Below are 23,931 nucleotides of genomic sequence, written 5' to 3'. Positions count from 1 at the left end.
TTATGGGTAAGCAAAGATAATATTATTTTACCAATTCGATCCCTGTAACGACAGGATTATGATCACTCCAGGGGAGGGAGGGAGAGCGATAGGAAGTCCCGTGTATTTCAGGAGAATATAATACATAGTCTATCCTAAATAATTTGCAAAGATTACGGTAAGTATATCCGTATCCGTTTCCGCTTGTCATAAAGCTGTCTTTCAGTTTCCCTCTGATTTTACGATAGACGTAAGAAGTGGGAGGATCATTAAAATCTCCGCATACGATAGTCGGAAACCGGGTGGTATCGATGATGGATCGCAATAGTTCCGCTTGTTGAGCCCGTATCTCTAAATTGTTTGTTAATGTCAGAATGATTTCTTTTGCCGCCTTTTTCCCGCTTGTCGGAGCGTCCTTCAAGAGTTGTTGGCGTAATTGTTTTTCTTTTTGGCTGAAATTGGTCGTTTGCATATGTACATTGAAAATGCGAATCGTATCTTGCCCGATCTTTATGTCTGCCCACATGGCATTGTTCGTCGGAGAATCAAAGCTTATATTTTGGGAGGAGATGATGGGGTAGCGACTCAATATGGCAATTCCGTAATTAGAAGTATGGGTTTGGTGCGACCAGCTTTTAGCGGAATAAGGTAAACTTAAAAAACGGGAAGCCGGAGAGATAGCGTTTTCTTGATTGGACTCACCGTATTCTTGCAAACAGAGAATATCCACGTTATTCGATTCCGAGAAATTCACGATATCGGGAATGGAGGTATGATTGGATTCTAAGTTCTTAAAATTTAAAATATTATAGGTCGCGATGCGAATCTTATCGTTCTCGGGGTTAGAAGAGGGTGAAAATTGGAATAAAGATAAGAGATAGGGGATATTTAACAGGATCGTTACGATGGGAACGGAAATCCACTTCTTTTTTTTAATCGCCCAATATATACAAAGCAAGAGGTTCATAGTTAATGTGGCAGGAAGGAGTAAGCCGAGAATAGCGATGGTCCAGGAGGTTTCCGGATGAACATAAACGGCCAATGCTCCCATGATACTACTTAATGCGATGAACAACGTAATTGGGATCATTAATAACGAAAGCATGAATCGAAGTGCTGCCATAATTTTTATTTGATAAGATTGGAATCTTCGTCTTTATAATCTGTTTTGGTGGTAAAATAACTTTTCATACCTGAAAGGTATTTGATGATTCGTGTTTTAAAGCTGTTGAAAAAGGAACCGTCCGCACTTACCGTTCCGTATCCTGTTACAGCCCGTGCTTTTCTTTTTCGAACAAAAGCGATTTTTCCGAATTTCTTTAACCCCAAAGCCATAGATCCGTCTTCGCCCCGGATGATGTCGACGCGGTAGCCGACTTTTTTCCCGTATTCGACCTTGTAGGCGAACACCAACCCCCGGACACTTAGTTCCGGTCTTTTGAAAGATTGTAAAAAGAGATGGGTATCTCTCATGAATTCATATATTTTGAGACCTAACCACGGGTGATCTTTATCAGGAATATAACTCCAGAGAGAAGATACGGCAACAACCCCCGGTTGTTCTAATTTTTGGACAAGGGTCTCCACGTAGCGGGGAGGGTACATGGTGTCGGAATCGATGCAGATGTAATATTTACCTCGGACTTGTTCCAAACCACATCGGCGGGCATATCCGCAGCTTTTTCGTGTTTCGTTGTAATAAGGAATACCGGAAGCTTTATAAATATCCGCCGTACGATCCGTAGAGCTATTGTCCACTCCTATGATCTCCATGGGATAACGGCAAAGGGAATCGCTAAGGGACCAAAGGCAGGCAGCCAAATGTTTTTCTTCGTTATGAGCAATGACGACGACGGAGACTAACGGCTGTTCCGATTGATTGATCCATTGCAATTTTTCCCTTATCTCTTGTAGCGTTCGGGAAGGAATTTCATCGAAAGTTTTATTGTAAACGGATAGATATTTTGAATACCAAGACATAGTTTCTGCTTTTAGTTTATATTTTTTGAGGAAGTAGTTGTTCGAAAAGATTTTTCCATTGCCGGGCAATGTGTTCTATTTTGAATCTTTCCACGTGAATACGGGCGGCTTTTCCCATTCTTTTTCTTTCCTCGTTCTCTTCAATTAAATAACAAATTTTTTCGGCTAATTGTTTTATATTACCGTCTTCTACGAGGAGACCGTCTTGTCCGTCCTGAATAATATCCCGGGGGCCGCAGGGGCAGGTAAATGAAACAGGGGGAACGCCGCAAGCCATGGCCTCGATAATGACCATACCGAATCCTTCAAAGCGGGAACTCAAGACAAATACAGAGCTTTCGCAATATTTATCAACGATGTCAGTGACGGAGTGTTCCAAAATGCATGATTTTTCCAATTGCAATCGATGTATCTGGGCCTCTAATCGAGAGCGCATGCCGTCGCCGTATATTTTTAATGTCCAATCCGGATGTTTAGGGGCCACGTATTGCCAGGCATCGATCAGGCGGTCGAATCCTTTTTGCGGTACGTACCTTCCGACGGCAATGACCTGTTTCGTCTCTAAAGAAGAAGTTTTGTCAGGAAAGAAAGAGAGTGGGTTATAAATTACCTCGACGTTGTCCAATTCTTTCCAATATCCTTTGTCTTCGTGACTAAGAACAATAAATTTCTTTAATCTCTTCAATTGCCGTATCAGTTGGTTCATCCAGAATTCGGCTATTATTTGTTGCAACCAATGCGGTAACTTTTCGTTACTGAAATCCCGGTAATTGGAACGATTAAAATGGATTTCACCCAGTTTTATACTACCGTCCGGTATGGAGTTGATAAAATTGATCTCTCTCCGTAACATGGATATGGTGATATCCGGACGAATATTGCAAAGGACCTCCTTCAAACGTTTTTTGTATAGTCGTTGTTTTTTCCGGTATCCGACAATTCGTTTATGGAGGGGTTGACCGTAGAGGTGATCGAAGTTTATATCCAATTGTATTAGTTTCACTTTCGGAGAAAGCGGATAGTAAGGAGCCTTTTCTTTCCCGTCTGTGATGATGATATAGATTTCGTAATTAAAGACTTCCGTGAAATAGTTTGCCTTTAAGGTAAGGACCCGTTCCATGCCGCTCGGGTAATAGAGAGAAGGGATACAATAAGCTATTTTAAGACTCATGGTTCAGTTTTGCTTGAGGTTACGACATCGGTTATTTTTTGCATTTGTTGCGTCCACGAAAGGGCGGGTTCGATGGAGCTTCGAATCTCTGCCGGGGTAAAACGGTGTGTTTGCCAGAAGTCGACAAGAGATTGAATATTTATAGGCGAATCGTCGGCCGGGGCTTTCATGATATAGGGCATACGATCGAAGTCTTCATCTGTTTCGGAATAGACGAATGGAATTCCCCGGGCAGCGTATTCTCTGTTTTTTAAAGTTTTGATCTTGGAAATTTGGCTACGATGCCTGGCTAAACTGGCAACTCCCATGTCTGTTTGTTCGAATATGCTATCTAATTCTTCCCCGAATACGGGGCCGTGGAAAAATATTTTTTCTTCCAAATGATGGTCCGTGACCATTTGATGGAGTTCGTTTAAAATATCCGGCATTCCTCCCCCGACCAGATGGAGATACACATTCGTATCGCGAGGTTGTTTATAATATTCTACCATGCCGGCCACGATACGGTCGTAGCCATGCCAGCGATGCATGTCTGCCACCCCCGTCAAATGGAACACCTGGGGAGTATGGTCGCGTTGTGTTTTTAATTTTATCCGGTTGAAATCGATTCCATTGGAGATGTTGATCGCGGGAACATGCCAGATGGAGGTATAGCCGGAAAATGTCACGATACGAAAAAGTTGTTTAGCCATGGATTCCCGGAAACACTTATCCGCGTATAACATTAGTTTTTCTTTTAGCGCCAGACCGTTGTATTCTTGATCATAGGGATAGGTAGGAATTTCCGCGACAGTTTTAATTCCTTTTCTACGTAATTTTTTTAGAAAGCGGATCAGGAACGGGTTGGCGTTATGATCGTATCGCATATAAACGAAACGGATGTCATTCTCCAGTATATACCGGTACAGGTGGTTGTATGCCGTTCGTTTTTTTATTTTGGCGATCCACCCTTTCCCGTAGTTATCTATTATTGTTTCTTCGACCCGTCGGATGTGACAGCCTTCCGCATCCGAATCCAAATCCAAATAACAAAACCGGACATCCCATCCGCAGGCTTGCAACGCATCTTTTTGATAAAATATTTTTTTACTGATGCCGTTGTATGCGGCAAAGCCATGAAAAATTAAAAAAAGCATTTTCATAGGAGTCGTTTTTCTACCGTTATCTGTAAATGTACGCGTCATTTGTGCTGGGTGATTTATACCATTCCAGATAATTTGTACCTCCTGATGTTACCCATTTTTCGAAATCCGGATATGCTTTTAATATCGAAATCGCTTCGGCCGGATAACGGAATGAGCGCGGTACCAACAGGCCCCACATCAAGCCGTCCGTACTCTCTTCGATGGGACGGCTGATATTACTCAAAGCCGTATGTTTGAATCCGGGTAGATGGATCTCGGTCCTCCGGGGAGTAAATTTGTTTCCGCTGATCACGAAGAGATTGAGTCGGTTCATGTTGATTTTGTTTAATGCGATAGGGCGGCTGAATTCTATTTTAACCTCGAATTTCTGTATGTCTTTCCGTTCGCCTTTTCCCGGGACTACGGATCCGAGGGCAAACGTATTTATCATGATGGCGGTGTTGTATACTCCCATAATCTTGTGGGCGTTTTCGAATAAAGGAACGACAGCCTGAGTCTGATCGTTTTCCAAACCTTTGGCATTGACCGAAAACATTTTTCCTTCGAATAGATTATTAACACTGTAAGTTACGCTTTGGATTTCACCGGGAATCACCTGATCCAATTGAAGGGCCGCTCCGATGGTGCGGGTAGATCCTACCGCGCGAATCACTATTTTTAGGGTGAGGCTCTCTGCCATGTTATTGGAGTTGATAGCCGGTATCGCACCTAAATCGACCACTAAGTCGTTCATATCGTAATCTCCCAAGTCGGGAAACATATCTTCCGTGATCCAGGTATACATCAGCGTACTGTCTCCTTCGATCGGAAAATCCGGATCCTTCGGGTCTCCCGGGTCCGTTATGTTCCCGTCGGTGCATTCAGAGGCCGGAATACGGATGGTCGATTCTCCTTCTGCAACCCAATGGGCGGGTTCGAGGAGTACGTGATAATTGGCTCCCGGGTAATGCGAGCATTCGATTTCAAGGTTTCCACGAAAAGTTGCTATTTTCCAACTTTTTGCATCTATTTCTTTAACCCGAAGCAAAGCGAACTCTTCGTTGCCGATACCGTTGATGGTACTGGAAGCGTTTGTGAAAGACATTTTATCGGATATGGATATAATTGAGTGTCCCTCCATTTGGATGGTCGTTCCTTTTACCGTCATGGATGTTCCACTGACGAGCGTATTTGCTGCAAGCGACAGTGTGGTTCCATTCATTGTAAAATCGTCGTATAGAGTCATGCAATTGTTTGTGTACGCACCTCTTTTGAAATCAATATACTTGGCTGTAAATTTACTGTTGTTGATAAAAGTGCTGCCTTCCGTTATGAAATTATCGGTCGTTAGCGGCCCGTTGTTGGTAAATAGAGAACCGATAAGATTCACTTCGTCGGCCACGAGACTCCCGTCGTTTGTAACCATCGTTTGGTTATTCTTAACGGTGAAATTCGTTACGGAGGTTTCTCCGGTATTGTACAACCTGGCTCCGTTTTCAAAGATCAGATTTTTTAAAAAGACTTTCCCTCGTACGATGAATTTCGATTTGTTGCTGAGGGTAAGGTTTACCTCTTTTTGTGCAAGGTTGAATTTTCCGCCGGGGGCAACAACTATGTTTGTTTCATCACTCGTAGCCTGGATATCTACCGGCTCGTTAAAAATAATTTCTCCTCCGTTTTGGATAATCAGGTTATCGTCCTTTTCTAATTTTAACCGTGCGGAAGAGGTATTTTGCCATGTGCCTTCCACGTATAAGGAGACGTTCCCCCAAGAGTATTCGATTTCTCCGGTGTAGTTTCCCCTGATCACGTAACTATTGCCGTATTGGAGCCGATAGGGTGAAGGAGACGAACTGTTGATTTCGATGGCCTGAGAGGGAGTCGGAAAGTCGGTTTGTTCGATGTTGTAATTTTGGATCGTATTGATTTTCGGGGCGGTTTTAGCCAATACGTTAGTGTTTGGTACGGGATTGAAGTTGCAGGTCAGCTTATTTCCTTCCACGGTATATTCTTGTATGGTTTGTTGACCTTCCGGCGAGGTTTGGCGAACGAATATCGTGGGTGTACCTTTAGGTAGAACAACGCTTGTTTGAAACGTCTGATTCTGACTGCCTACACCTTTGGCCAATAGGATCGCCTTCTCTTTTTCGAATACTGGGTTTTCGTCAAATATTTCAATGGTATAAAAATATTTGTTATTATGAGTATCATAGGGGATGACTGTCACATCCAGAGTCGAAATATTCGACCAATCGAAGTTTTTAGGGATATTTTGGATGATGTAATTTTTTTCAAAATATTCCGGGTCAAAATAATCTTTCTGACATCCGATTAATATAGCGATAAAAAATATGACCGACAGTACCTTTTGGAGTATTTTCTCTCTCATAAGCTTGTTTATTTAGAGTATTATAAAGACTAAATATATGCCAAGTAGAATATATTTAACAAAATATCTACTATACAAATATACATAAATTGTGCGGTAAATAAATGTTTTAATAGGGTAAACTTATTTTAAATCAAATTATTCGGTGTATTTTTTCAATAAATATCCAGCATAGGGGATAAAAAAGAGCCGGTAATTTAAAACTAAAAAATAGTATCCGGTATCGTTTACTGTTCAGGCGTTTTTTTATCAAACCGGACGTATGAGCTAATTGGAATAATCGGGGATCGTGCAAGGACTCTATTATTTTTCTTTTTTCCCGGTAGGTGACATGTCGGCAATTGGCGGCAAGCGGTAGGAGTTGCCGGATATGTTCCAGTACGATCATTGTCCCGTATACGCGGGCCGAAGGATCGGGGTGATTCATAACGTAATGAGTACAGTCCGTTATTAATTTCGTGCGTTGTAGCAGGAGAGAACGGGTGATGGAGTAGCGTTCTGCATCCGAGTTGGAAGTGGACCCTTCCCGGATTAAATAGTAATAGGTGATTTTTTCCAAAGCGACCACAAACCGGGCATTCATGCACTCTTGAATAAAGAAATAACGGTCTTCGAGTATTCGATGTTCCTTATTGCGAATGTGAAATTCATTCAAAAAACTAACCTTGAATAGTTTGTTCCACGTGGCGAGCCCCATTAATGTATCGGGATTAACATAGAAGTTCATTACCTCTTCGGGGGAGACCAATACGGAGAATTGACGTTTGTGAAAGGGATAACGCTTTTCTCCGGAAGGCATGACATAGGCTGTATTCCCGGCGATTATATCCGCCTGAGGATATTCCATAGCCTTTTGGTATAGTGTTTCGACACAATCGGAAGAGAGTTGGTCGTCGCTATCCATAAACAGGATGTATTCTCCCCGGGCCTCTTCTATGGCACGGTTGCGGGCTAATCCAGGCCCTTGGTTTCTTTCTTGGTCTATGATCCGTACCTTTTCCCTTTGGGGATGGGTACGGAGTATTTCTCTAACGATGTCGAGACTGCCGTCGTTTCCTTTATCATCTAACAAAAGGATTTCCAATCCATCGAAATCTTGATTAAGAGCTGAGAGCAGGGCATCTTTTATATAGAGGGCCACGTTATAAACGGGCATGGCTAAAGTTACTTTGTAGGTCATGGGATCAAGATTTTTTAGTGATAAACAGTCTCAGCATGCTTTTAATAGAAACAAGGCGAGGATAGGAAAAAAGGAATCTGCCAAGGGTACGGAATTTCTCTTTTACCGTCATTTCCCTGCCTCTATAGACTGTTGCGTTTAACATGATAGAGATAAACCGGCGGACGGTCTTTTTTATCTCGTTGTTTTTGTCTTTACTGAATTCCAATAATTTTGAAGAAACAATAAAGTAACATGTCATATTTTGATATGAGAATCTTCGGGTCATGATGGAATTTGCCCTTACCCTTCTTTTGAAAAATGGTTTTGCGATAAATCCTATCCGGTCGGCCAGCATGTAAAGTTGGGCGGTAAATAGTTGGTCTTCATGAATGATTCCGGGTAGGAACAGTAGTTTTATGCGCTCTAAAAATGAGCGTTTGATGAAGCTTAGGCAGGCTGACGATTGAAACCGGAAAGTATCCAATTGCAGATTCAGCATTTCGATTCCGTTGTAGACACGGTCCTCTAAACCTTGTGTTCGAGAATATTTATTATCTAAACGTATATGGTTATCATCGGAAAAAGTATCCGCATCGAAAAATAAAAAATCCAATCGAAGAGTCTGGCATTTGGAATAACACTCCTCTAAAGTCGTTGCTTCTAATAGATCATCACTGTCCATAAAATAGATATATTCTCCTTTTGCCATAGCCAGGCCATGGTTGCGCGTGGCGGACAACCCTTTGTTTTCCTGTGAAAATAGGATGATGCGATTGTCTGATGCTGCCAACTCCTGCATGATCCGTAAACTTTGATCGGTGGAGCCGTCATTGATGAGAAGGATTTCAATCTCGTGTAATGTTTGCCGGAGGATGGAATCGACTGTCGCTTTGAGGTAAGCTTCCGTGTTGTATATGGGTATAATGATACTGACTTTAGGCTGTTCCATGTTTCCATTTTATTTTAATGCATTTTGTAAAAAAAAGGCTGATTCCTGTTGCAACCGGGCTAAACGCTGTGTTGCCCGGGTAAAATCGATGGGCATGGTGTCCGGTTGGGCTGTCGATTTCACGTAACGTTCCGAGAGTTCCACATCTTGCAGTAACGAGCGGATACGCGTGCTTATGGAGTGGATCTCCAAGGCATAAAAATTTCTTTGATACAGGAGAGAAAATACGGTCCCGTGAAAAGAGGTCGTTACCACGAAATCGGCATGTTTAAACCAGCCGATAAATTCTTCCGGAGAGGCATAGTTGTATACTCCCGGACGATTCGTTAAAACGGGAGTAGATACCAATTGTATGACCTTTCCCCCGATCCGGTCTGCTAATTTTTGGGCAAAAGAGAGGGTCTCCGGCATAATTCTTACCTGGTATACGAGTACGTATTTGCCTTGAAAATCCGGTTTTACGGCAATATTGTCGAATGTTTCTCTTGCACATAGGATGGTCGGATCCGCTACGGTTTGAATCTTTTGTTCGACGAGAGGTTGTAACAGGGCGTTTAATTTTGACTCCCGGACACCGATCGTATTCAATTGGGAGAGGGCTTTGCCGAGAAATTCTTTCTCTTCGTCGTTCAGGGTTGATGCCTCCATGCTGGCCGCGTAAGCGATCTTTCGTGCTTCCGGACGAGAAGAGAACAAACCGAAATAAACGTCGTCGAATCCTTTGGTTATTTTCGGATTCCAGATTTGATCGCTACCGAAAATGTAGGCATCGAAATCTTTCGGTATCTCTTCTTTATGGTAAACGGTCGGAGTGGAGAGGGCTAACTTGGAGCGGATAAAAGAGGAAAAAGCTTTGTAACGCTTTGTCCTGGCCGGAAGAGTCAATAACTCGATGGCCGCTCCTTTGAGCAAATAGTAGACGTGAACCTTAGTCGTCAAAAATTTTTTGAAGGCGAAGATTTTGTAATTGGCCTCCAAAAAAGGCGGGTTGTAATCGATGATTTTCACCTCGTGTCCGGCTTTACGCAAATATTCCTGTAAAGCGAAAGCTTGCAGAACGGCTCCATAGTTATGCGCTCTATGAAAAGTTAATATCCCTATTTTCATATGACTTCCTTTTTTTCGTTTGTGAATCGGTTCATCCTGGCGACAGTTTCCTGACACTTTTTACGCGTTCGGGATGAAAAATAATTAGCGATGAAGGTAATGATTTTCAGACTGAACTTGTCGAAGGCAAATGGTACCGGATGTGAAAAAATCTTCCGTTGCAGCTCGGCCGGGAGAAGTAGACGGATAAGCTTTGAGAACATCCTTGCCGGATGGTATTGTAAATAATTTTTTCCGGTGAATATACGAGGATTGTAAGGTAAACATTTTTCCCATTTTACGGGATTGGATTCGATATTTCCGGATTCTTGCAATTCGTTGAAAGCGGATGTTCCCCGGGCGTTATTGGTGATAACAAGAGATATGCCTTTCTCTGTTTCTTCCGGCCATTCGTCACTTCCCCAATAATCGCCCAATGTAATATCCGCTGGCCTCGGTAGGGTTGAAAACGGACAATTATAGCAGCTGGGACGCAAGGTCAATCCGCCGAAAAAGAAACGAGCGAAGATGTCTTCTTGCTGCGGAATTTTACGTGAGCAGCCTTGTATGGAAAGGGTGGTCGTCCCGTAAGATTTCATACCCTGTGTTTTGTCTCGAAAACTAATGATGTGATCGGCTTGGAAATGGCCTAAATGATCTTGCAAGACGAGTTCTGATTCTACTCCGTTGCATACGATCTCGACTGTAAGTAAATTTTCAATATTGTCTTTTTTCAGGAATTGAAAAAGTCCGGCGATTTGACAAGGAGTTCCGGAAAACAGCACTTTCTCGTTTCGGAATAAGAGCTTACGAGTCTCTTTGTATATGTTTATGGTATCGCTTTGGATGTATTTGGAATTTTGTAATTGAGATAAATCATCGACGTGATGAATGAATTTATGAAAGACCCGGTTGTTTTCCAAGACGGCTCCTGCCACGTATCCTCCGTTTACAAGAAAATGCCGGGCTAATTCCGCAAAGGCTCCTCCGCTGGCGCTCTGAAATCTGATGTTTTGATTCAGAGACCAGACGGCGTATACTCTCGTATCAGTCTCCTTGTTCGATGTTTTGAAAGTCAGATTCGGACAGACCTTTTCACATAATTTGCATTTTATGCAAGTGGAGTGATTGACAACAATGTGAAAAAAACCGTTCTTCCGTTTCATTGAAAGGGCTTGGACCGGGCAACAATCTATACAGGCAAGACAGCCGCTACAGTTTTTATGAGAAGGTAGATCAGGCATTTTTCTTCAATTTAGACCGGACGAGTTGTACAAGATTTATTCCCATCCGGGTTGTTAATGTTTTATGTGTCCAATATAGATCGATGGCGAGCACCAACGAGCTGATTCCATAGAAAATCCATGGATCTGTTATGAGATAGTTTAAAAGGGCTACGATACAAATAAAAATAAACAGGATGCCCGTGATTCGTAATAAAAAGGCAGAAGGACGGTAACCGACTAATTTGGCGCAGGTAATCCCCCCGACGAAGATATAGAGCAGGTAGGCTATGAAATAATTTATTCCCAATCCGTCCAGACCGAACCATTTGATACATCCAATCAGTAATAGGTATTCCGATATGAAAAAAAGCGATTGGATGATTATGTATAGCAATCCTTTCCCCTTGGCCGTAATAACGTAGCCGAAGGAGAAACCGAAAACCCGGAAGAGTACCCCGATCAATTGCCAGCGGATGATAGACGTTCCTATTTCGAATTCTTTGGAATAAAAAAGGTTGAGCATGACAGGTGCAAAAACGAAGCTTGCTAAGATTCCGATACCGGCTATCAGTACACCCAATTCGATCTGTTCGTTGATACAGTCGGAGACTTTTGCATTATTTTGAATGTAAGTCATGATTCGGGGCATGAAGTCGACCCCCATGGCCGACAGGATCATACCCACGTACATGTTGGACAACGTCCAACAGGATTGGTATATACCGACCACTTCTATTCCCATGGCATCTTTCAGATAAATTCTGGAAAAGTAGGTCATCAAGTTCGCCACGGCTGCCGCTACGGACAGACTGATGCCGATGCCTAATAGACCTTTCAGTTCCGTTCTCGCCTCGGCAAAAGAGAGGCGGGTCGGTTTCAAATGCAATTTTTTTAAGTAGTAACCGGTACTGAGAAGCATGGTTAAAGCGACCAGGGCTATGCTTGCCGGAATAGCCGCATCTCCCCAAATCAAGATAAGAATGATGGTTGATAACGAACCGAAAACGGCCCCTATTATTTGGCAGATGGCCATACTCTTGATTTGTTTCAGTCCGTTTAAAACGGCTATTTGTCCGTTGGAAACACCATTGAATAATACGACCGAAGAGACAATGCATACTCCCCAATAATAATCTGTTGTGTTGAATAATTTAAAACTGATGGTTTTGGAAAAGATACAGATAAATAGTGCCCCTAAGAAAGAGGTGATCAGAATCGACAGATGCAGTACGGTATAGGTCTTGGAGACTTGTTGGTTGTCGTTTTGTACATTCGATTTGGCGATCTGACGAACTCCGCTTTGGTTCAGTCCCAGACTGGATACGGTAGAGACCAAATCCGTCACGCTATTGTATAACCCGTAATAACCAAAACCGGCAGAACCGAGAACCATAGCGATGATTTTGGCTCGTATGATTCCGAAAAACATCATGATTATTTTTACTGCACCGATGATTCCCGTTGTTTTAGCTATGTTTGAATAGGTTGACATGATAGGTTGTTGAAAGGTCGATTATTTATTGTATTTTACCCACTCTTTTTTTATGAAATCATATTGTTTTATAATTCTTCCCGGATTACCCACGCATACGGAATAAGGGGGGACGGAAAGGTTTACGATGGTTCCCGCCGCGACGATAGCATGTTTGCCGATCGTAACTCCGGCCAGAATAACGGCGTTTGCTCCGATCCAGACGTCATCTTCTATATGAATAGGAGCGGTCGATACCCCTTGGTCGATAATCGGCAGGTCCGGATCGAGGTAATTGTGGTTTAGGCCGGAAACGGTGATGTTTTGGGCGAGATTGACCTTGTCTCCTATGAAAACGGGACCGATAATCGTGTTGCCTAATCCGATGCGGCTATGGTTGCCGATACGGATTTCGCCTACCATATTGTTTAAAGTGGAAAAGCTCTCTATAACGGACTTTTTGCCTAAAGTGAACGGGTTGAAAGGTACCAGATCCTTTCGTACATTACGGTAGATGATAGCCCCTTTTTCCCGTTTTAAATAGAAAGGTTGTAAAAGACGTAGCCAATGCCGCGGCCGGGTCTTTACCGGATGAACCATCCATGTCAGAATGAACTGCTTTAATCGGGGATTTTGTTTTATTCGTTCTTTTAATTGGGGCATGTTCATAACGGTAATTTTTAGTTGGACGGGATGGTTAATATTCTTGTAATCTGCTTTTCCGCGTTGGTTCTTACCCGGAATTCGACTCTTCGGGAAGCTTCTTTGTCTTCCAGACCGTTTTTCATGATCAGTTTGCTGGACGATAAGCCGTTCGTTGTGATTTTTGGGAGAATCAGGGCTAACTGTTCGTTGTTTTGCTGGTGTTCCAGTAGATAGGCCAAAACGTTTCGTGTTCTATCCTGGGATAATTCCATGTTTTTCAGGTAGATTTCATCTTTGGACAGGTTCTCTGCCCATTCGCTCGAAGTATGACCTTCTATCCTGATTTCTTCGACATCGTCACGGTATTTATCAGATGTCAATATTTTCAGGTAACGAGGAAAAAAATCATTAAGTATCGCCTTGAATTCCTCTTTGAGGGTTGCGCTTCCCCGGTTGAAGAATATGATAGGTTCTTCGAAGCGGACGGATAGGGTCGATTGATCTAAAACGGCATTCCATTTTTTCAGGTCATCTTTAAACTCGCTTTCCAGGTCTTTGTATAATTCGTATTGAAGTTGATTGTAAGAGACGGCAATTTTTTCAATCCTGTTTTTTTCGTGAGTGATTTTAATGATATAGATAACAGAGATAAAGATATATATCAGCATTAAAACCGACATTAAATCTGCGATGGAAAACCAATGATTATCTTCGTTTTGTCCGTTAAAAATGCTCATAACGATTATTTTGGGGGTTCTTGTTCGGAATGCTGTTGCTTGAGGATGGCATTGTGATCCTGTGTCAGTTTTCTAACAATAGCTAATAATGTTTGTGAGAACTCCTGCATGGAATCCAATTTGGTCACGAATCTTTCTTCCACATGATTCATCTGTTCTTGCAGAAGTTCTTTGGTATTGTTGATCATCAGATCCAGTTTCTTGCAGGAAGCGTTCAAATTAATGATTTCAGAATCCAATACGGATTGTTGTTTGTTAATATTTTCATAGTCCGTATGGTGTGTTTTATTCGTGTTCTCTCCCCATTTTTCGATGGCCGCTCCGATCGCTTTTAGAGAGTCGGATAATTTTTGATTGATATGACTCAGTTCATCGGTTCGTTCAATTTGTTGTTTATGAGATTCGATAAACGTCGTGTTCAATTTATTGAATAGATTGTCGATCGTTTCGGAGGAGGATGCCGTACCTATTTTTTGTTCTATGTTAGATAGTAATTCCAGTATGCGATCCTCTTTGGAAGGAGAGGACGGGTAGATGCTTTTCGTCGTACGGATTCCATAGAATGCCGGAAATACTTTCAGAATGATAGAGGTCAACATTCCAGCGACAGAACTGTAAAAAGTCGTTTTAATATGGTTCAGCAGTTGCGGGAGGGCTGCTTCGATGTCATTTACATCGAAATTAAACAGGGCCCAGATAATACCGCAGAAGGTACAAAATAATCCTAATGAGACGACGGTAGAGGTAAGCGTATTTCTATTGAACCAAATTTTACCGAGGTAAGGAAATAGAAACAAGACCAAAGATATAAGAATGAATGTATAGCTGTTCATAAAGGTAATGATTTATAAATTTCCAATAGTTTTCGGGCTGTATTCTCCCATGAGAATGATTTTACCCGTTCCAGGCCGTAAGTAACTTGTTTGTCATAAAATATGTTGTCCTCTTCCAAGACAAGTAACTTATCGGCAATCTCGTTTTCTTCAAACGGATCTACTAAGATAGCATTTTTTCCTGCAATTTCAGGCATAGCGGTTATGGAAGAAGTAATGACCGGAGTTCCGCAAGCCATTGCTTCCAGGATAGGTATTCCGAAGCTTTCTCGTAATGACGTGTATAGAAAAGCGAATGCTCCGCTGTAGATGGCCGGTAGATCCGTGTTGGGGATATAACCGGGGTAGCGTAGTAACGGTTTTAGGTATTCCATTTTTTCTTCTTTCAGAATAGCATCGATAATGTTTTTTTTTAAATCGGCGATGACCAAAGGAATGGGATGTTTGGAGCGTTTAGCGTATATCCCGTAAGCCTTCAGGGTACGATTGGTGTTTTTCTTCGGGTCTGTGTTTCCTAAAAAGAGAATGTATCTGTCCGTATCGATGTATTTTTTGGTGACTTCTTCCGGTTGATCGATGGGATGAAAATGTTTGCTAAAACCGTTATGAACAGCCGTTATTTGTTCCGGTTCAAGATGCAAGGCCTCTTGAATACGTTTGCGTTCGAAATTCGAGACGGTAATGATTTTTTGGCAGGAAGGTAAAACGCGAGGGACGACAAAACGGCGGTAATACCATCCCATGTTTTGATAGATTGAACGATTGTTGTGTTGTCTTTTTTCCAGAAAAATAATGTCATGTAAGGTTAAAACGAGCGGAACCGAACAACGGATTGGTGCTGTATTGCTGGTACAATGCAACAGATCGGGTTTTATCTTTTTTAGTGCACGGGGTAGTGCTATTTGTTCCCACAGGGGATAGGTGGGGCATTTGATTTCCACGATATGCATGTTGGAGCTATGGGAGAGACAACGATCTTCTCCCGGTGCGACAAGGATGAAGTATTCGTTTTCCTTATCAAGTTTTTGTAACTCCCGGATAGTTTCCAAGGCTACAAAGTCCATTCCATGTTTATTTGTTCTGAATATGCGTTGAGCTTCTATCGCGATTTTCATACCTCTTTGTTTTAATTTTATTCTCGTGATTTATCTATTTTACTTCTCCGTGTGCCGTATGGATGAATTTCTTGTTTACTCCTTTCATGCGAAATAGATTGAGGAACATCATGATAAATAGCAAGGGAATTTTACGGATGGCTTTTTTAAAGCGATCATCGACAAGATAATCCGGTATCGCCAAACAAAGGGTTATCCCAGTAATGATAAACAGCCCCCACCATTTTAAGGAGTACTCCCAATGAATAAACAGGGAGAGACAAGCAAAAAATCCGATACTTCCCAATAGTAACAAACGGGGAGGCATCATCCATTGAAATAATTTGTCACAGTAGTCTATATTGAATGAAAATAGGGCTCCCGGCAGATCACGGATGATTCGGTGCCATTGACTGTATTGTGCAGCAAGCCATCGGCGGCGTTGGTTATAAAATCCCTTGTTCCCTTGAGTCTTTTCGTCATAAACGTAAACTTCTTCCAAGTAATCGATAAAATAGCGTTGTTTTAAAAGTAAAATTTCTAATTCCTTATCCTCTCCGGCGGTAAAAATCTTTTTTATATTTTCTTTAAACCAGTCGTAATCGAAAGCCATGCCGGAACCGATAAGGGCGGAAGAAAGTCCCAGATAGACATGTCCTTTTCTGAAAATGGAATTATTAATTTCTTCGCTGACTGCATCCAGTACAGCCACGTCCGTGTTTCGGTTCTTGGCTTTTCTGTGAGCTTGCATGGCTTTGGAACCGGCGGCGTACGCGTTGTTTATATATTGCAGGAACAAAGGATCGACACGATTGTCCGCATCGAGGATGACCGCTATTTGGTAATCGTTTTGAAGTTTGTCCATGGCTAAGTTCAGGGCTTTGGCTTTTGAGCTGTTCTCGTAAGTGGCCCTAAGTAGGAGAACGGGTAACAGAGCCAGTTCATTGTTCGTCTCTTCTTTCATATGGTCGGAGATGACCACGACATCGTACAAGTTCCGGGGATAGTCTTGCTGGAGGAAAGAGTGAACGGCCGTTATGATGACGGCATCTTCCTGGTATGCAGGAAATAACACGACTATGCGATGTTGTTTCCGGCTTGCTGGATAGTGAAAGGTACGTTTGGGGAGTGCGGCAATACTGAATACGAGAAGATAACCCGTAGATATTGCCAGTATACACCAAATGATGCAGTCCATAATAGGTAATATGTGCTCCATAAGCTATGCCGATTTATGTTTTAATGTAAAGAAAGCCGCTATCCCTTTGCCCGTTGCGCGGATGAGTTTTAGCTGCCCGTGCGATAGATAGACCATGATGTTTTTGGGGGAGGCAATACATAGTTGATAAAGAATAGCTAAAATCCGATCTCCTCCTTTTCGATTTCTCCACGCGTACAAAAGTCTGTTTCGGGTCAAATAGAATGCGCGTAACGGGCTGTTCTGTCCGGTGCTTTGACTCTCTTTATGAAAAACCGTACAACGGGGTTCATACCATAATTCATAGCCGTGACGGGTGATCCGGGTGCACCAATCCAATTCTTCGTAATAGAGAAAATAGATATCCGGAAGATATCCTACTTGATCGAGAATTTCCCTTTTAAATAAAAGTGCGGCTCCATGTAAGAAGGGGGTAGGGATCGCTTTGTCGTAGATAGCCTCATCCGGTTGTCCGAAACCGATCAGGTGGTTGCGTAAACTGATACGGGACAAGGGAGTATATCCCGCAAACTGAATATTTTGTGGTGGAAATGCGAATTTAATTTTGGGGGATACGGCACCGATCTCCTTCTTCTTCTCGATGGCTTCGAGCAAAAAACCGAAAGAGTCTTCCGTGACGTAAGTATCGTTGTTAAGTAAAAATATATATTTTCCTTTGGCTTGTCGAATGCCTAAATTATTACCCCCCGCGAAACCTAAATTATGCTGACTGCGGATGGTAATAAGCCAAGGATACTTTTCCCGTAATAAATTCGCTTCATTCATCTTGGAACCGTTATCCACGACAATGATTTCGTGTGGAACGGAAACATACCGGTGAAGAGATTCGACAAGCTCACAAGTATCTCTCATCCCGTTATAATTTACGGTTATAACTGATATATCAAGCCGGTTGTTCATGAGGTGCAAGTTGTTTGTTTTCGGTTTGTTCGAGTTCTTTGTCGTAATATCTTGACATGTATATAAATGCCATGGCGGTAAATACGATCATACCGTTAGGATAGCTCAGGACCTCGTTGCCGTAAGAAGAGACAACCATACCGAATATACCGCTCAAAAGAGCGGAGCATACCCCTTTTAGCTCTTTGTTTTTAAGTTTAAACATGATGATGTAAGCACTTCTGGCAAGTATTGTGAGGATAATACCCATGTATAGAATTAACCCGATGATTCCGGTTTCTACCCAAGTCATTACTAACCAAGAGTCGGTGGGAATTTGTGAAACAAAAGCTTTGGGTTTGAATCGTTTGGCTTTTCCTCCACCCAGGCCGAGCCCGACTCCGAAAGGGTGCGAGGCCATATAGGTTTTCAATTGTTCCTGATTTTTTTTTCGGACCTGAAAGGAGGCATCGTTGAAATTGAAGGCGGTTCTCATGCGCCGGATTAAACCGTTGTCGTTTCCTATATTGGTATAGTTAAAAAAGAAATAGGCGGCTATCAGTATCAATATACCGGTCAGGGCTCCTTTATAATTCTTACTTAGAACGGCAAAGCACGTGATCCCGGCAAAAGGAACGGCCATGGCGCTTCTTGTTCCGGCGATCAGCATACCGTAACCTCCGGCTAAGGCTGCGACGGCAAAATAGATTTTTAACCACTTGTTTTTCACGTATGCCGCGGAGATTCCGAAAACGATCATGGCAAAACCCATTCCTGTACCAAAATTGGCAGCATCCGGGAAAAAAGAGAAATAACGTACGCCTGTGTATATCAGGTGAGTAGATGCACCTCCTCCTACGTATAGCCAGTATAATTCAGCTCGGTCGAATCCCCGATTACGTTGCCAGTACCCCTTTGCTGAGGCCAATAAAGTAAGAAACGCCAGAAGCATCAGCATGAGTTTCAGATGATGGTATTTAGGAAAAAGGGAAGGGATACAGATGGCCATAACGAAAGGGTACAAAGCATAGGTCGTGAAAGCGATGGACCATGGCTCAAACATGGCATTCGGATTAAATACTTCGAAAAGACAGTATATTAACCAGATGCTCCATAAAAAAGTCAGACTGTTCTTTGCTTTGGAAAACCCCAAGGCTTGGTAATTGTTTCTTAAAAGCAGAAGAACCATTAACGCCAACGTGAGTGAGGTCATGATTAATCCGCTTTTTAGAGGTACATAACGGTTGATGCCCATGATGACGTAATTTAATACATACAGGGCAATGAAGCTGTGGGACGGATTCTTTATAAACCATCCCAAAGCGAGTAAAAGAATCGGTAAACACGCGAACAGAGTGGCCATCATGATCCCTTTCAGGAGAATCAATTTATATATGATGATGATACCTAACAGTAATCCGATATATAAATACCCCTGGGAGGACATGAAATTGATGAATCTGTTCCAAAGAGACATATTACTGTTTTTTACGTTCATCGATAGCCGTTAAACCGAGTTGTGACAATCTGTACAATAACTTTCTCCAGAAAGTGTAGGGCGGTAATAAGCCGGTGAACTCTTCTGCCGTGTCGCGTTTCGTGTAATTCAAGACAAAGAACAGAGGAATGTTGCCGGATAGCTCTTTTAGCCGGACGTATAAAGCTTGGTCCGTGTTCTTCCATGTACGTCTGGAGTTAACGACCAATAGATTGAGACTGACGTCCTGCAAGAGTTTTTGCGTGATGGAAGATTCTTCCAACGGCGGATACTCTACAAGAATAATGGTCATTTTCTCCGGTTTGTTATGGATGCCTGACCTGAGTAAAGAGTTTAATAATTCTTCATTCTCCAGATCGAAGTCGCTATGCCAGGAAAGTTGCTTGACGTCCATTCCTAACGAGTTCCAATATTCGAATAGTTGATTGGATACGAAACTCTTCCCGTCCGCGTGTGCCGTACTCAGGATATTAATGATGTTATTGCTATCCGGTTTTAAGTAAGTAAGGATGGAATTACTTAACGCTTTTGTTTCTAACGTTTGGTATATGGTATTGTATTTCCGGTGTTGGAGACTGAAGTATCGAGTATAAGCTCCCAATACATTTCCTCCCGTGATTCGTTTGGTCCTGAAGCTGTTATGCAACGTTCTGTCTAAAAATTCAACCAATATAAAGAAGCCCAGGATAAAAATAAAAGTAATGGCAAAAGCGATGGCTACGATCTTTTTTCTCTTGGATTCCTCCGGATAAAGAGGAAATTCGGGAGGATTGATGATCTTTAAGGTCGCTGAGGTCATTTGCAGGCTTTTTTGCCTTAATCTGGCCGCGTTCAATGCATTCAGGATTGCCATGTATTGGGCCTCGATGATATTGATGTTGCGCTCTTTTCTTTTCAGTGTGGAGCCGATAGGCGAAAAGTAGACGTATTTGTTATCAAGATCTTTTTTCCGTTCTTTCATAACCTCCAATTCCGCTTTGGTTTTTTCCAACAGGATGACTTGTCCCAACCATTGCTGGAGGATTTCTTCATTGGCAATACCTTCTTTCGTGTATTTATGTTCTCCGTAATGCTTCAATAAATCGTAAAATTCATCCTCGGTTTTTTGAAGGTCCTTTTTTATGGGAGCTGTTTTTTGCGATGCGAGAGAATCATTGCTGAACAACTCTTTTTGACTGATTTGTGTATATAGGGTCGAAATCTTATTCAGGGTACTGATGAACTGGGAATTGTTTCGAAAAACTTCGGCTTGATCTTTCAATCTTCTCTCCAACTCCTGAATCAGTTTTTGCGTACTCTCGTGGGCTAATTGAAATTCCCAGTATTTGATATCGTAATCGGAATTCAATATGGATACCTGTTTGGTTTCCTCGTCGTAATTAATAACCCGTTTTGCGATGCTGTAATCCGTCAGCGAGTCTTCCGCCTGTTTTAAAAGTCTGCTGTATCTGGCCAACTCTCCCTCGAAATATTTTATAACATCATTCGTCTCCCCGAAACGTAAATCCTGGTATTGTTTGATAAATTCATCGCATAAGATTTTTAGAGTTTGATAGGTCAAGCCGGGGTCGGTTGCGGAGTAGGAGAGTTCCAACATGTCGCTTTTCCCGTCTCTTCTGGCCGTGATATTTTTCAGGGAAGACCGGTTATAATATTCCAGGTTCCAGTTGTAGATACCGTACACGTAGTTTTTCGGATCGGCTTTCTCGAATCGATGCAGATTCTCGAGGGTTCTCGCCTCGTTGATCGAATCGTTCGGATTATCTTTTACGATCAGGTCCCGTATGTATTGGGGGGCATGGTTGTGTATCTTGCGGTAATTGACTGCTTTGATAAACATGTTGTCTTGCTGCGGATTACCGTTGATCATGCTGCGGGCGTACAACCTTAGCGATACTTCTTTCAATGTATGATCGGAATGAATAATATTGAACAGATTGTCCATGATGCTGTTCGAAATCGCCGCACTGGTTTGATTCTGGTTTTCCGATAAGATATTAAATCCGGAAATAACTCCCGTGTATATGGTGCTGTTCACCGTATAGTTACGAGCCATATTGGCCGTTTGCAGAAAAACGATGAAGGCCACCAATAAGGGGACGATGGTCAGCCAGAACCTAAGTTTGTATATGAATTTTACGATGTATAGTATGTAGTCCATAAAGTAATTATTTGATGAGTTTCGTGTGAGAAATAATTTCCAGTTTGAGGATTTGCGTGTTTAATTGGGCCCGAAAGGATTCATAGGCTTCATAAGCCTCGTTTTGTGTCGCCTTGCTTTTAGCCAAAACGCTTGACGTGGTTTTTCCGAGCCTGAAATCTTTTTCGTCGATTTCATACTGAGCTTTGGCAAAATTAAGAACTTCTATTTTTGATTTTATGATGTTTAATCCCGAAAGGATGCTGGAGTAGAGCTCGATGATCTGACCTTTTAACTCATCAAGGGCAATATCTCTATTCAGCTCTGATGAATAAACCCTTGCTTTTTGAGTCTTTACGTCCGTACGCGTGTTGAATAATATATTTAGAGGAATAGCCAAAGAGGCTCCTACAGACCAACTGCTTTGGGCATTGCCGCTATAGGTTGTCATCAGAGGTGTATTTTCATCAGAAAAAGAGGTGTAGTTCCCGAGCACACCGTAGGTGTATCCGGTTCTTATATTGAAAAAGGAAAGCCATTTTCTTTTTTCCGTTTTTAATTTGTTTTTTTCGGTCTCGACTAACGTCTCTGTTTGGGTTATTCTGGGATTCTTTTCGACATTTCTGAATAACGTGTCCAAAGGAGGAAGATGGAAGTTTAAATAGTCGTTCGGCATAAATGTCAGAACCGTGGTATTTTGTGCTTCTGCATAAGATATTCCTAAACTTATAATCAGAATGATACTTAGAATATATTTTTTCATATGGTTTACTAAAAGGTTATACGTTTTCTTTCTGTACGAATGCCGTGAATGTTTTGAATATGATCCGGATATCCATCCAAAACGAGAAGTTGCGGGCATATTTGATGTCTAATTGTTTTCGTTCTTCTGCGGAGAGAGCGCCCTGATCACCTCTTTTTTCGACTTGCCATAACCCCGTCAAGCCGGCAGGGGCCATAAATCGCTCGATGTAATCATCGGAAGTGAGGAGTTCTGCCTCGTAAAGGGGAAGCGGACGATTTCCTACAATAGACATGTCACCTTTCAGAATGTTTATCAGTTGAGGAAGTTCGTCGATACTGTATTTTCGAATGATATGTCCCACTTTGGTAATGCGCGGGTCGTTCTCGTATTTTACAAATGCATTTTTTTGTTTTTTATGCCGATTTTGTAAAAGATCGCGTTCCGTCGTAATAAAATCATCGGCCACGAAAATAGGTTCGTTTTCGGAAATATCCTGAGACTCGTTTATTTCACTTTTTAGATCGGATTTCTGTAAAGAGCTTTCTTCCCTGTATTGATTCAGGGCTTCAAATTCCTTCAATCGTTTGTCTGCGTCTGTATACATGGAACGGAATTTCAAAAAATTGAAAATATCGTAATTACTTCCGACCCGTTTGGACTTATACACGATGGATCCTTTGCTCTCCAAACGAATCGCCAACATCGTAAGAAGTAGGAGCGGGGATAAAAAAAGTAGGGCCAAAAGGGAAAATACAATGTCGAATATCCGTTTCCATAACGGAAGTTGAAAACGTTTACTCTCTCTTTTTTTATCGGTAGAGCATTGTTTCAATTGAGGTAATAGCATCAGTATATCCTGCAGGTTCTCCTTACTGGCATGTATGCTTATTATCTCATGTGCACCGGATTTAAGATAGGATGGAATATCCTTTTTATCTATTTTGTCGGTTACGACGATCAGATAAGTATTTTTTAAATTACCGTTTTGAATGTGGTTTAACCACAAGAAGTCCCGTTCTTTTTTCGATTCTATGAAGATATAAGACGGTTCATCGTTCGCATCTTTTTGTTTTGACAGGTATAGAAAGAGCCGGATCGGATTTTCTAAAACAGTCAATGTTACATTCAATTTCGATTGAATGTACTCGCTCCATTGGGGGTTAATACCAATATAGTAAGCAAACATAGCACTATCTTAATAAATTCCTTACTCTTATTTTTAGCTCTTGCGGATTAAATGGTTTCAAAACAAAATCGGAAGCTCCGTCCTCTAACAATCCGATACGGTCATTCGTACTCTCCATACTTGATAAAATAATGACGGGAATGAAACTGAACATCTCGCTACTTTTTAGTTTTTTCAAAAAAGTATGACCGTCCATTTCGGGCATATATACGTCAGAAATAATCAAATCGGGAATATTTCCTTCGTGCATCCAGTTAAAAGCTTGTATAGGGTTATTAACAGAGTGTACATTATAATCTTTTGATAACTGATACATGATCACCTTCGCAATTTCCGGCTTGTCATCAACGATCAGAATAGTTTTGTCCATAGGCATGCATTTTAGTAACTTACAAATATACGATATTAATACAAGATA

Annotated in this window: 21 protein-coding genes; all 21 read right to left on the bottom strand. The window is 41.8% G+C overall.

From position 1 onward, the window contains the following. Positions 1-22: 22 nt before the first annotated feature. A complete protein-coding gene (locus NVS78_RS12370; RefSeq protein WP_286359447.1) occupies positions 23-1,102 on the bottom strand; it encodes an endonuclease/exonuclease/phosphatase family protein in 1,080 nt (359 codons plus the stop codon). Positions 1,103-1,107: 5 nt separating this feature from the next. Continuing rightward, entirely contained in the window at positions 1,108-1,959 is an 852-nt protein-coding gene (locus NVS78_RS12365; RefSeq protein WP_286359446.1) for a glycosyltransferase family 2 protein, read from the bottom strand. Positions 1,960-1,975: 16 nt separating this feature from the next. Next, positions 1,976-3,130 (bottom strand): glycosyltransferase family 4 protein, encoded by a 1,155-nt coding sequence (locus NVS78_RS12360; RefSeq protein WP_286359445.1) that lies wholly within the window; start codon positions 3,128-3,130, stop codon positions 1,976-1,978. Beyond that, positions 3,127-4,272, bottom strand: a complete 1,146-nt coding sequence (locus NVS78_RS12355; RefSeq protein WP_286359444.1) for a glycosyltransferase family protein — start codon at positions 4,270-4,272, stop codon at positions 3,127-3,129. Before NVS78_RS12355 ends, NVS78_RS12360 begins: the two co-directional genes overlap by 4 nt. A 19-nt stretch (positions 4,273-4,291) precedes the next feature. Then, positions 4,292-6,643 carry an LruC domain-containing protein gene (locus NVS78_RS12350; RefSeq protein WP_286359443.1) on the bottom strand — a complete coding sequence of 784 codons (2,352 nt, stop codon included), beginning with the start codon at positions 6,641-6,643 and terminating at the stop codon, positions 4,292-4,294. Between the two features lie 133 nt (positions 6,644-6,776). Next, entirely contained in the window at positions 6,777-7,823 is a 1,047-nt protein-coding gene (locus tag NVS78_RS12345) for a glycosyltransferase family 2 protein (protein WP_286359442.1), read from the bottom strand. 4 nt (positions 7,824-7,827) lie between these two features. Beyond that, positions 7,828-8,754: a glycosyltransferase family 2 protein gene (locus NVS78_RS12340; RefSeq protein WP_286359441.1), complete on the bottom strand. Its 927-nt coding sequence runs from the start codon at positions 8,752-8,754 to the stop codon at positions 7,828-7,830. A 9-nt stretch (positions 8,755-8,763) separates the two neighbouring features. Then, on the bottom strand, positions 8,764-9,861 hold the full coding sequence (locus tag NVS78_RS12335) for a polysaccharide pyruvyl transferase family protein (RefSeq protein ID WP_286359440.1): 1,098 nt from the start codon (positions 9,859-9,861) through the stop codon (positions 8,764-8,766). After that, positions 9,858-11,084: a Coenzyme F420 hydrogenase/dehydrogenase, beta subunit C-terminal domain gene (locus NVS78_RS12330; RefSeq protein WP_286359439.1), complete on the bottom strand. Its 1,227-nt coding sequence runs from the start codon at positions 11,082-11,084 to the stop codon at positions 9,858-9,860. Before NVS78_RS12330 ends, NVS78_RS12335 begins: the two co-directional genes overlap by 4 nt. Further along, the gene (locus NVS78_RS12325) at positions 11,077-12,558 is read right to left on the bottom strand and encodes an oligosaccharide flippase family protein (RefSeq protein WP_286359438.1); all 1,482 of its coding nucleotides are present in this window, start codon (positions 12,556-12,558) and stop codon (positions 11,077-11,079) included. The genes NVS78_RS12330 and NVS78_RS12325 overlap by 8 nt, the downstream gene beginning before the upstream one ends. A 21-nt stretch (positions 12,559-12,579) precedes the next feature. Next, positions 12,580-13,206 (bottom strand): acyltransferase, encoded by a 627-nt coding sequence (locus NVS78_RS12320; RefSeq protein ID WP_286359437.1) that lies wholly within the window; start codon positions 13,204-13,206, stop codon positions 12,580-12,582. A gap of 11 nt (positions 13,207-13,217) precedes the next feature. Then, positions 13,218-13,919 (bottom strand): OmpA family protein, encoded by a 702-nt coding sequence (locus tag NVS78_RS12315; RefSeq protein ID WP_286359436.1) that lies wholly within the window; start codon positions 13,917-13,919, stop codon positions 13,218-13,220. 5 nt (positions 13,920-13,924) lie between these two features. Then, complete coding sequence (locus tag NVS78_RS12310; RefSeq protein WP_286359435.1) at positions 13,925-14,752, bottom strand: hypothetical protein; 828 nt, start codon at positions 14,750-14,752, stop codon at positions 13,925-13,927. Continuing rightward, entirely contained in the window at positions 14,749-15,867 is a 1,119-nt protein-coding gene (locus NVS78_RS12305; protein WP_286359434.1) for a glycosyltransferase family 4 protein, read from the bottom strand. Before NVS78_RS12305 ends, NVS78_RS12310 begins: the two co-directional genes overlap by 4 nt. Before the next feature lie 34 nt (positions 15,868-15,901). Beyond that, complete coding sequence (locus tag NVS78_RS12300) at positions 15,902-17,065, bottom strand: glycosyltransferase family 2 protein (protein WP_286359433.1); 1,164 nt, start codon at positions 17,063-17,065, stop codon at positions 15,902-15,904. A gap of 3 nt (positions 17,066-17,068) precedes the next feature. After that, positions 17,069-17,965 (bottom strand): glycosyltransferase family 2 protein, encoded by an 897-nt coding sequence (locus NVS78_RS12295; RefSeq protein ID WP_286359432.1) that lies wholly within the window; start codon positions 17,963-17,965, stop codon positions 17,069-17,071. Beyond that, positions 17,949-19,421 (bottom strand): O-antigen ligase family protein, encoded by a 1,473-nt coding sequence (locus NVS78_RS12290; RefSeq protein ID WP_286359431.1) that lies wholly within the window; start codon positions 19,419-19,421, stop codon positions 17,949-17,951. The genes NVS78_RS12295 and NVS78_RS12290 overlap by 17 nt, the downstream gene beginning before the upstream one ends. A 1-nt stretch (position 19,422) precedes the next feature. Next, positions 19,423-21,603, bottom strand: a complete 2,181-nt coding sequence (locus NVS78_RS12285; protein ID WP_286359430.1) for a GumC family protein — start codon at positions 21,601-21,603, stop codon at positions 19,423-19,425. 7 nt (positions 21,604-21,610) lie between these two features. Next, the gene (locus tag NVS78_RS12280; protein ID WP_286359429.1) at positions 21,611-22,345 is read right to left on the bottom strand and encodes a TolC family protein; all 735 of its coding nucleotides are present in this window, start codon (positions 22,343-22,345) and stop codon (positions 21,611-21,613) included. Between the two features lie 16 nt (positions 22,346-22,361). Further along, entirely contained in the window at positions 22,362-23,513 is a 1,152-nt protein-coding gene (locus NVS78_RS12275; RefSeq protein WP_289623380.1) for a sugar transferase, read from the bottom strand. A 4-nt stretch (positions 23,514-23,517) separates the two neighbouring features. Then, positions 23,518-23,883, bottom strand: coding sequence for a response regulator (locus NVS78_RS12270; protein ID WP_041502301.1), 366 nt, complete (start codon positions 23,881-23,883; stop codon positions 23,518-23,520). Between the last annotated feature and the right edge of the window lie 48 nt (positions 23,884-23,931).

This window comes from Gabonibacter chumensis (assembly GCF_024741215.1).
In the GTDB taxonomy this organism is placed as follows: Bacteria; Bacteroidota; Bacteroidia; order Bacteroidales; family Marinifilaceae; genus Gabonibacter; species Gabonibacter massiliensis.
Note: the sequence above shows the minus strand (reverse complement) of the source record. Positions and strands in the feature narration are given on the sequence as shown.

What these genes read in the sequence shown, in the direction of transcription:
- NVS78_RS12370 (WP_286359447.1), bottom strand. Translation starts at nt 1,102, where the DNA reads ATGGCAGCACTTCGATTCATGCTTTCGTTATTAATGATCCCAATTACG.
- NVS78_RS12365 (WP_286359446.1), bottom strand. Translation starts at nt 1,959, where the DNA reads ATGTCTTGGTATTCAAAATATCTATCCGTTTACAATAAAACTTTCGAT.
- NVS78_RS12360 (WP_286359445.1), bottom strand. Translation starts at nt 3,130, where the DNA reads ATGAGTCTTAAAATAGCTTATTGTATCCCTTCTCTCTATTACCCGAGC.
- NVS78_RS12355 (WP_286359444.1), bottom strand. Translation starts at nt 4,272, where the DNA reads ATGAAAATGCTTTTTTTAATTTTTCATGGCTTTGCCGCATACAACGGC.
- NVS78_RS12350 (WP_286359443.1), bottom strand. Translation starts at nt 6,643, where the DNA reads ATGAGAGAGAAAATACTCCAAAAGGTACTGTCGGTCATATTTTTTATC.
- NVS78_RS12345 (WP_286359442.1), bottom strand. Translation starts at nt 7,823, where the DNA reads ATGACCTACAAAGTAACTTTAGCCATGCCCGTTTATAACGTGGCCCTC.
- NVS78_RS12340 (WP_286359441.1), bottom strand. Translation starts at nt 8,754, where the DNA reads ATGGAACAGCCTAAAGTCAGTATCATTATACCCATATACAACACGGAA.
- NVS78_RS12335 (WP_286359440.1), bottom strand. Translation starts at nt 9,861, where the DNA reads ATGAAAATAGGGATATTAACTTTTCATAGAGCGCATAACTATGGAGCC.
- NVS78_RS12330 (WP_286359439.1), bottom strand. Translation starts at nt 11,084, where the DNA reads ATGCCTGATCTACCTTCTCATAAAAACTGTAGCGGCTGTCTTGCCTGT.
- NVS78_RS12325 (WP_286359438.1), bottom strand. Translation starts at nt 12,558, where the DNA reads ATGTCAACCTATTCAAACATAGCTAAAACAACGGGAATCATCGGTGCA.
- NVS78_RS12320 (WP_286359437.1), bottom strand. Translation starts at nt 13,206, where the DNA reads ATGAACATGCCCCAATTAAAAGAACGAATAAAACAAAATCCCCGATTA.
- NVS78_RS12315 (WP_286359436.1), bottom strand. Translation starts at nt 13,919, where the DNA reads ATGAGCATTTTTAACGGACAAAACGAAGATAATCATTGGTTTTCCATC.
- NVS78_RS12310 (WP_286359435.1), bottom strand. Translation starts at nt 14,752, where the DNA reads ATGAACAGCTATACATTCATTCTTATATCTTTGGTCTTGTTTCTATTT.
- NVS78_RS12305 (WP_286359434.1), bottom strand. Translation starts at nt 15,867, where the DNA reads ATGAAAATCGCGATAGAAGCTCAACGCATATTCAGAACAAATAAACAT.
- NVS78_RS12300 (WP_286359433.1), bottom strand. Translation starts at nt 17,065, where the DNA reads ATGGAGCACATATTACCTATTATGGACTGCATCATTTGGTGTATACTG.
- NVS78_RS12295 (WP_286359432.1), bottom strand. Translation starts at nt 17,965, where the DNA reads ATGAACAACCGGCTTGATATATCAGTTATAACCGTAAATTATAACGGG.
- NVS78_RS12290 (WP_286359431.1), bottom strand. Translation starts at nt 19,421, where the DNA reads ATGTCTCTTTGGAACAGATTCATCAATTTCATGTCCTCCCAGGGGTAT.
- NVS78_RS12285 (WP_286359430.1), bottom strand. Translation starts at nt 21,603, where the DNA reads ATGGACTACATACTATACATCGTAAAATTCATATACAAACTTAGGTTC.
- NVS78_RS12280 (WP_286359429.1), bottom strand. Translation starts at nt 22,345, where the DNA reads ATGAAAAAATATATTCTAAGTATCATTCTGATTATAAGTTTAGGAATA.
- NVS78_RS12275 (WP_289623380.1), bottom strand. Translation starts at nt 23,513, where the DNA reads ATGTTTGCTTACTATATTGGTATTAACCCCCAATGGAGCGAGTACATT.
- NVS78_RS12270 (WP_041502301.1), bottom strand. Translation starts at nt 23,883, where the DNA reads ATGGACAAAACTATTCTGATCGTTGATGACAAGCCGGAAATTGCGAAG.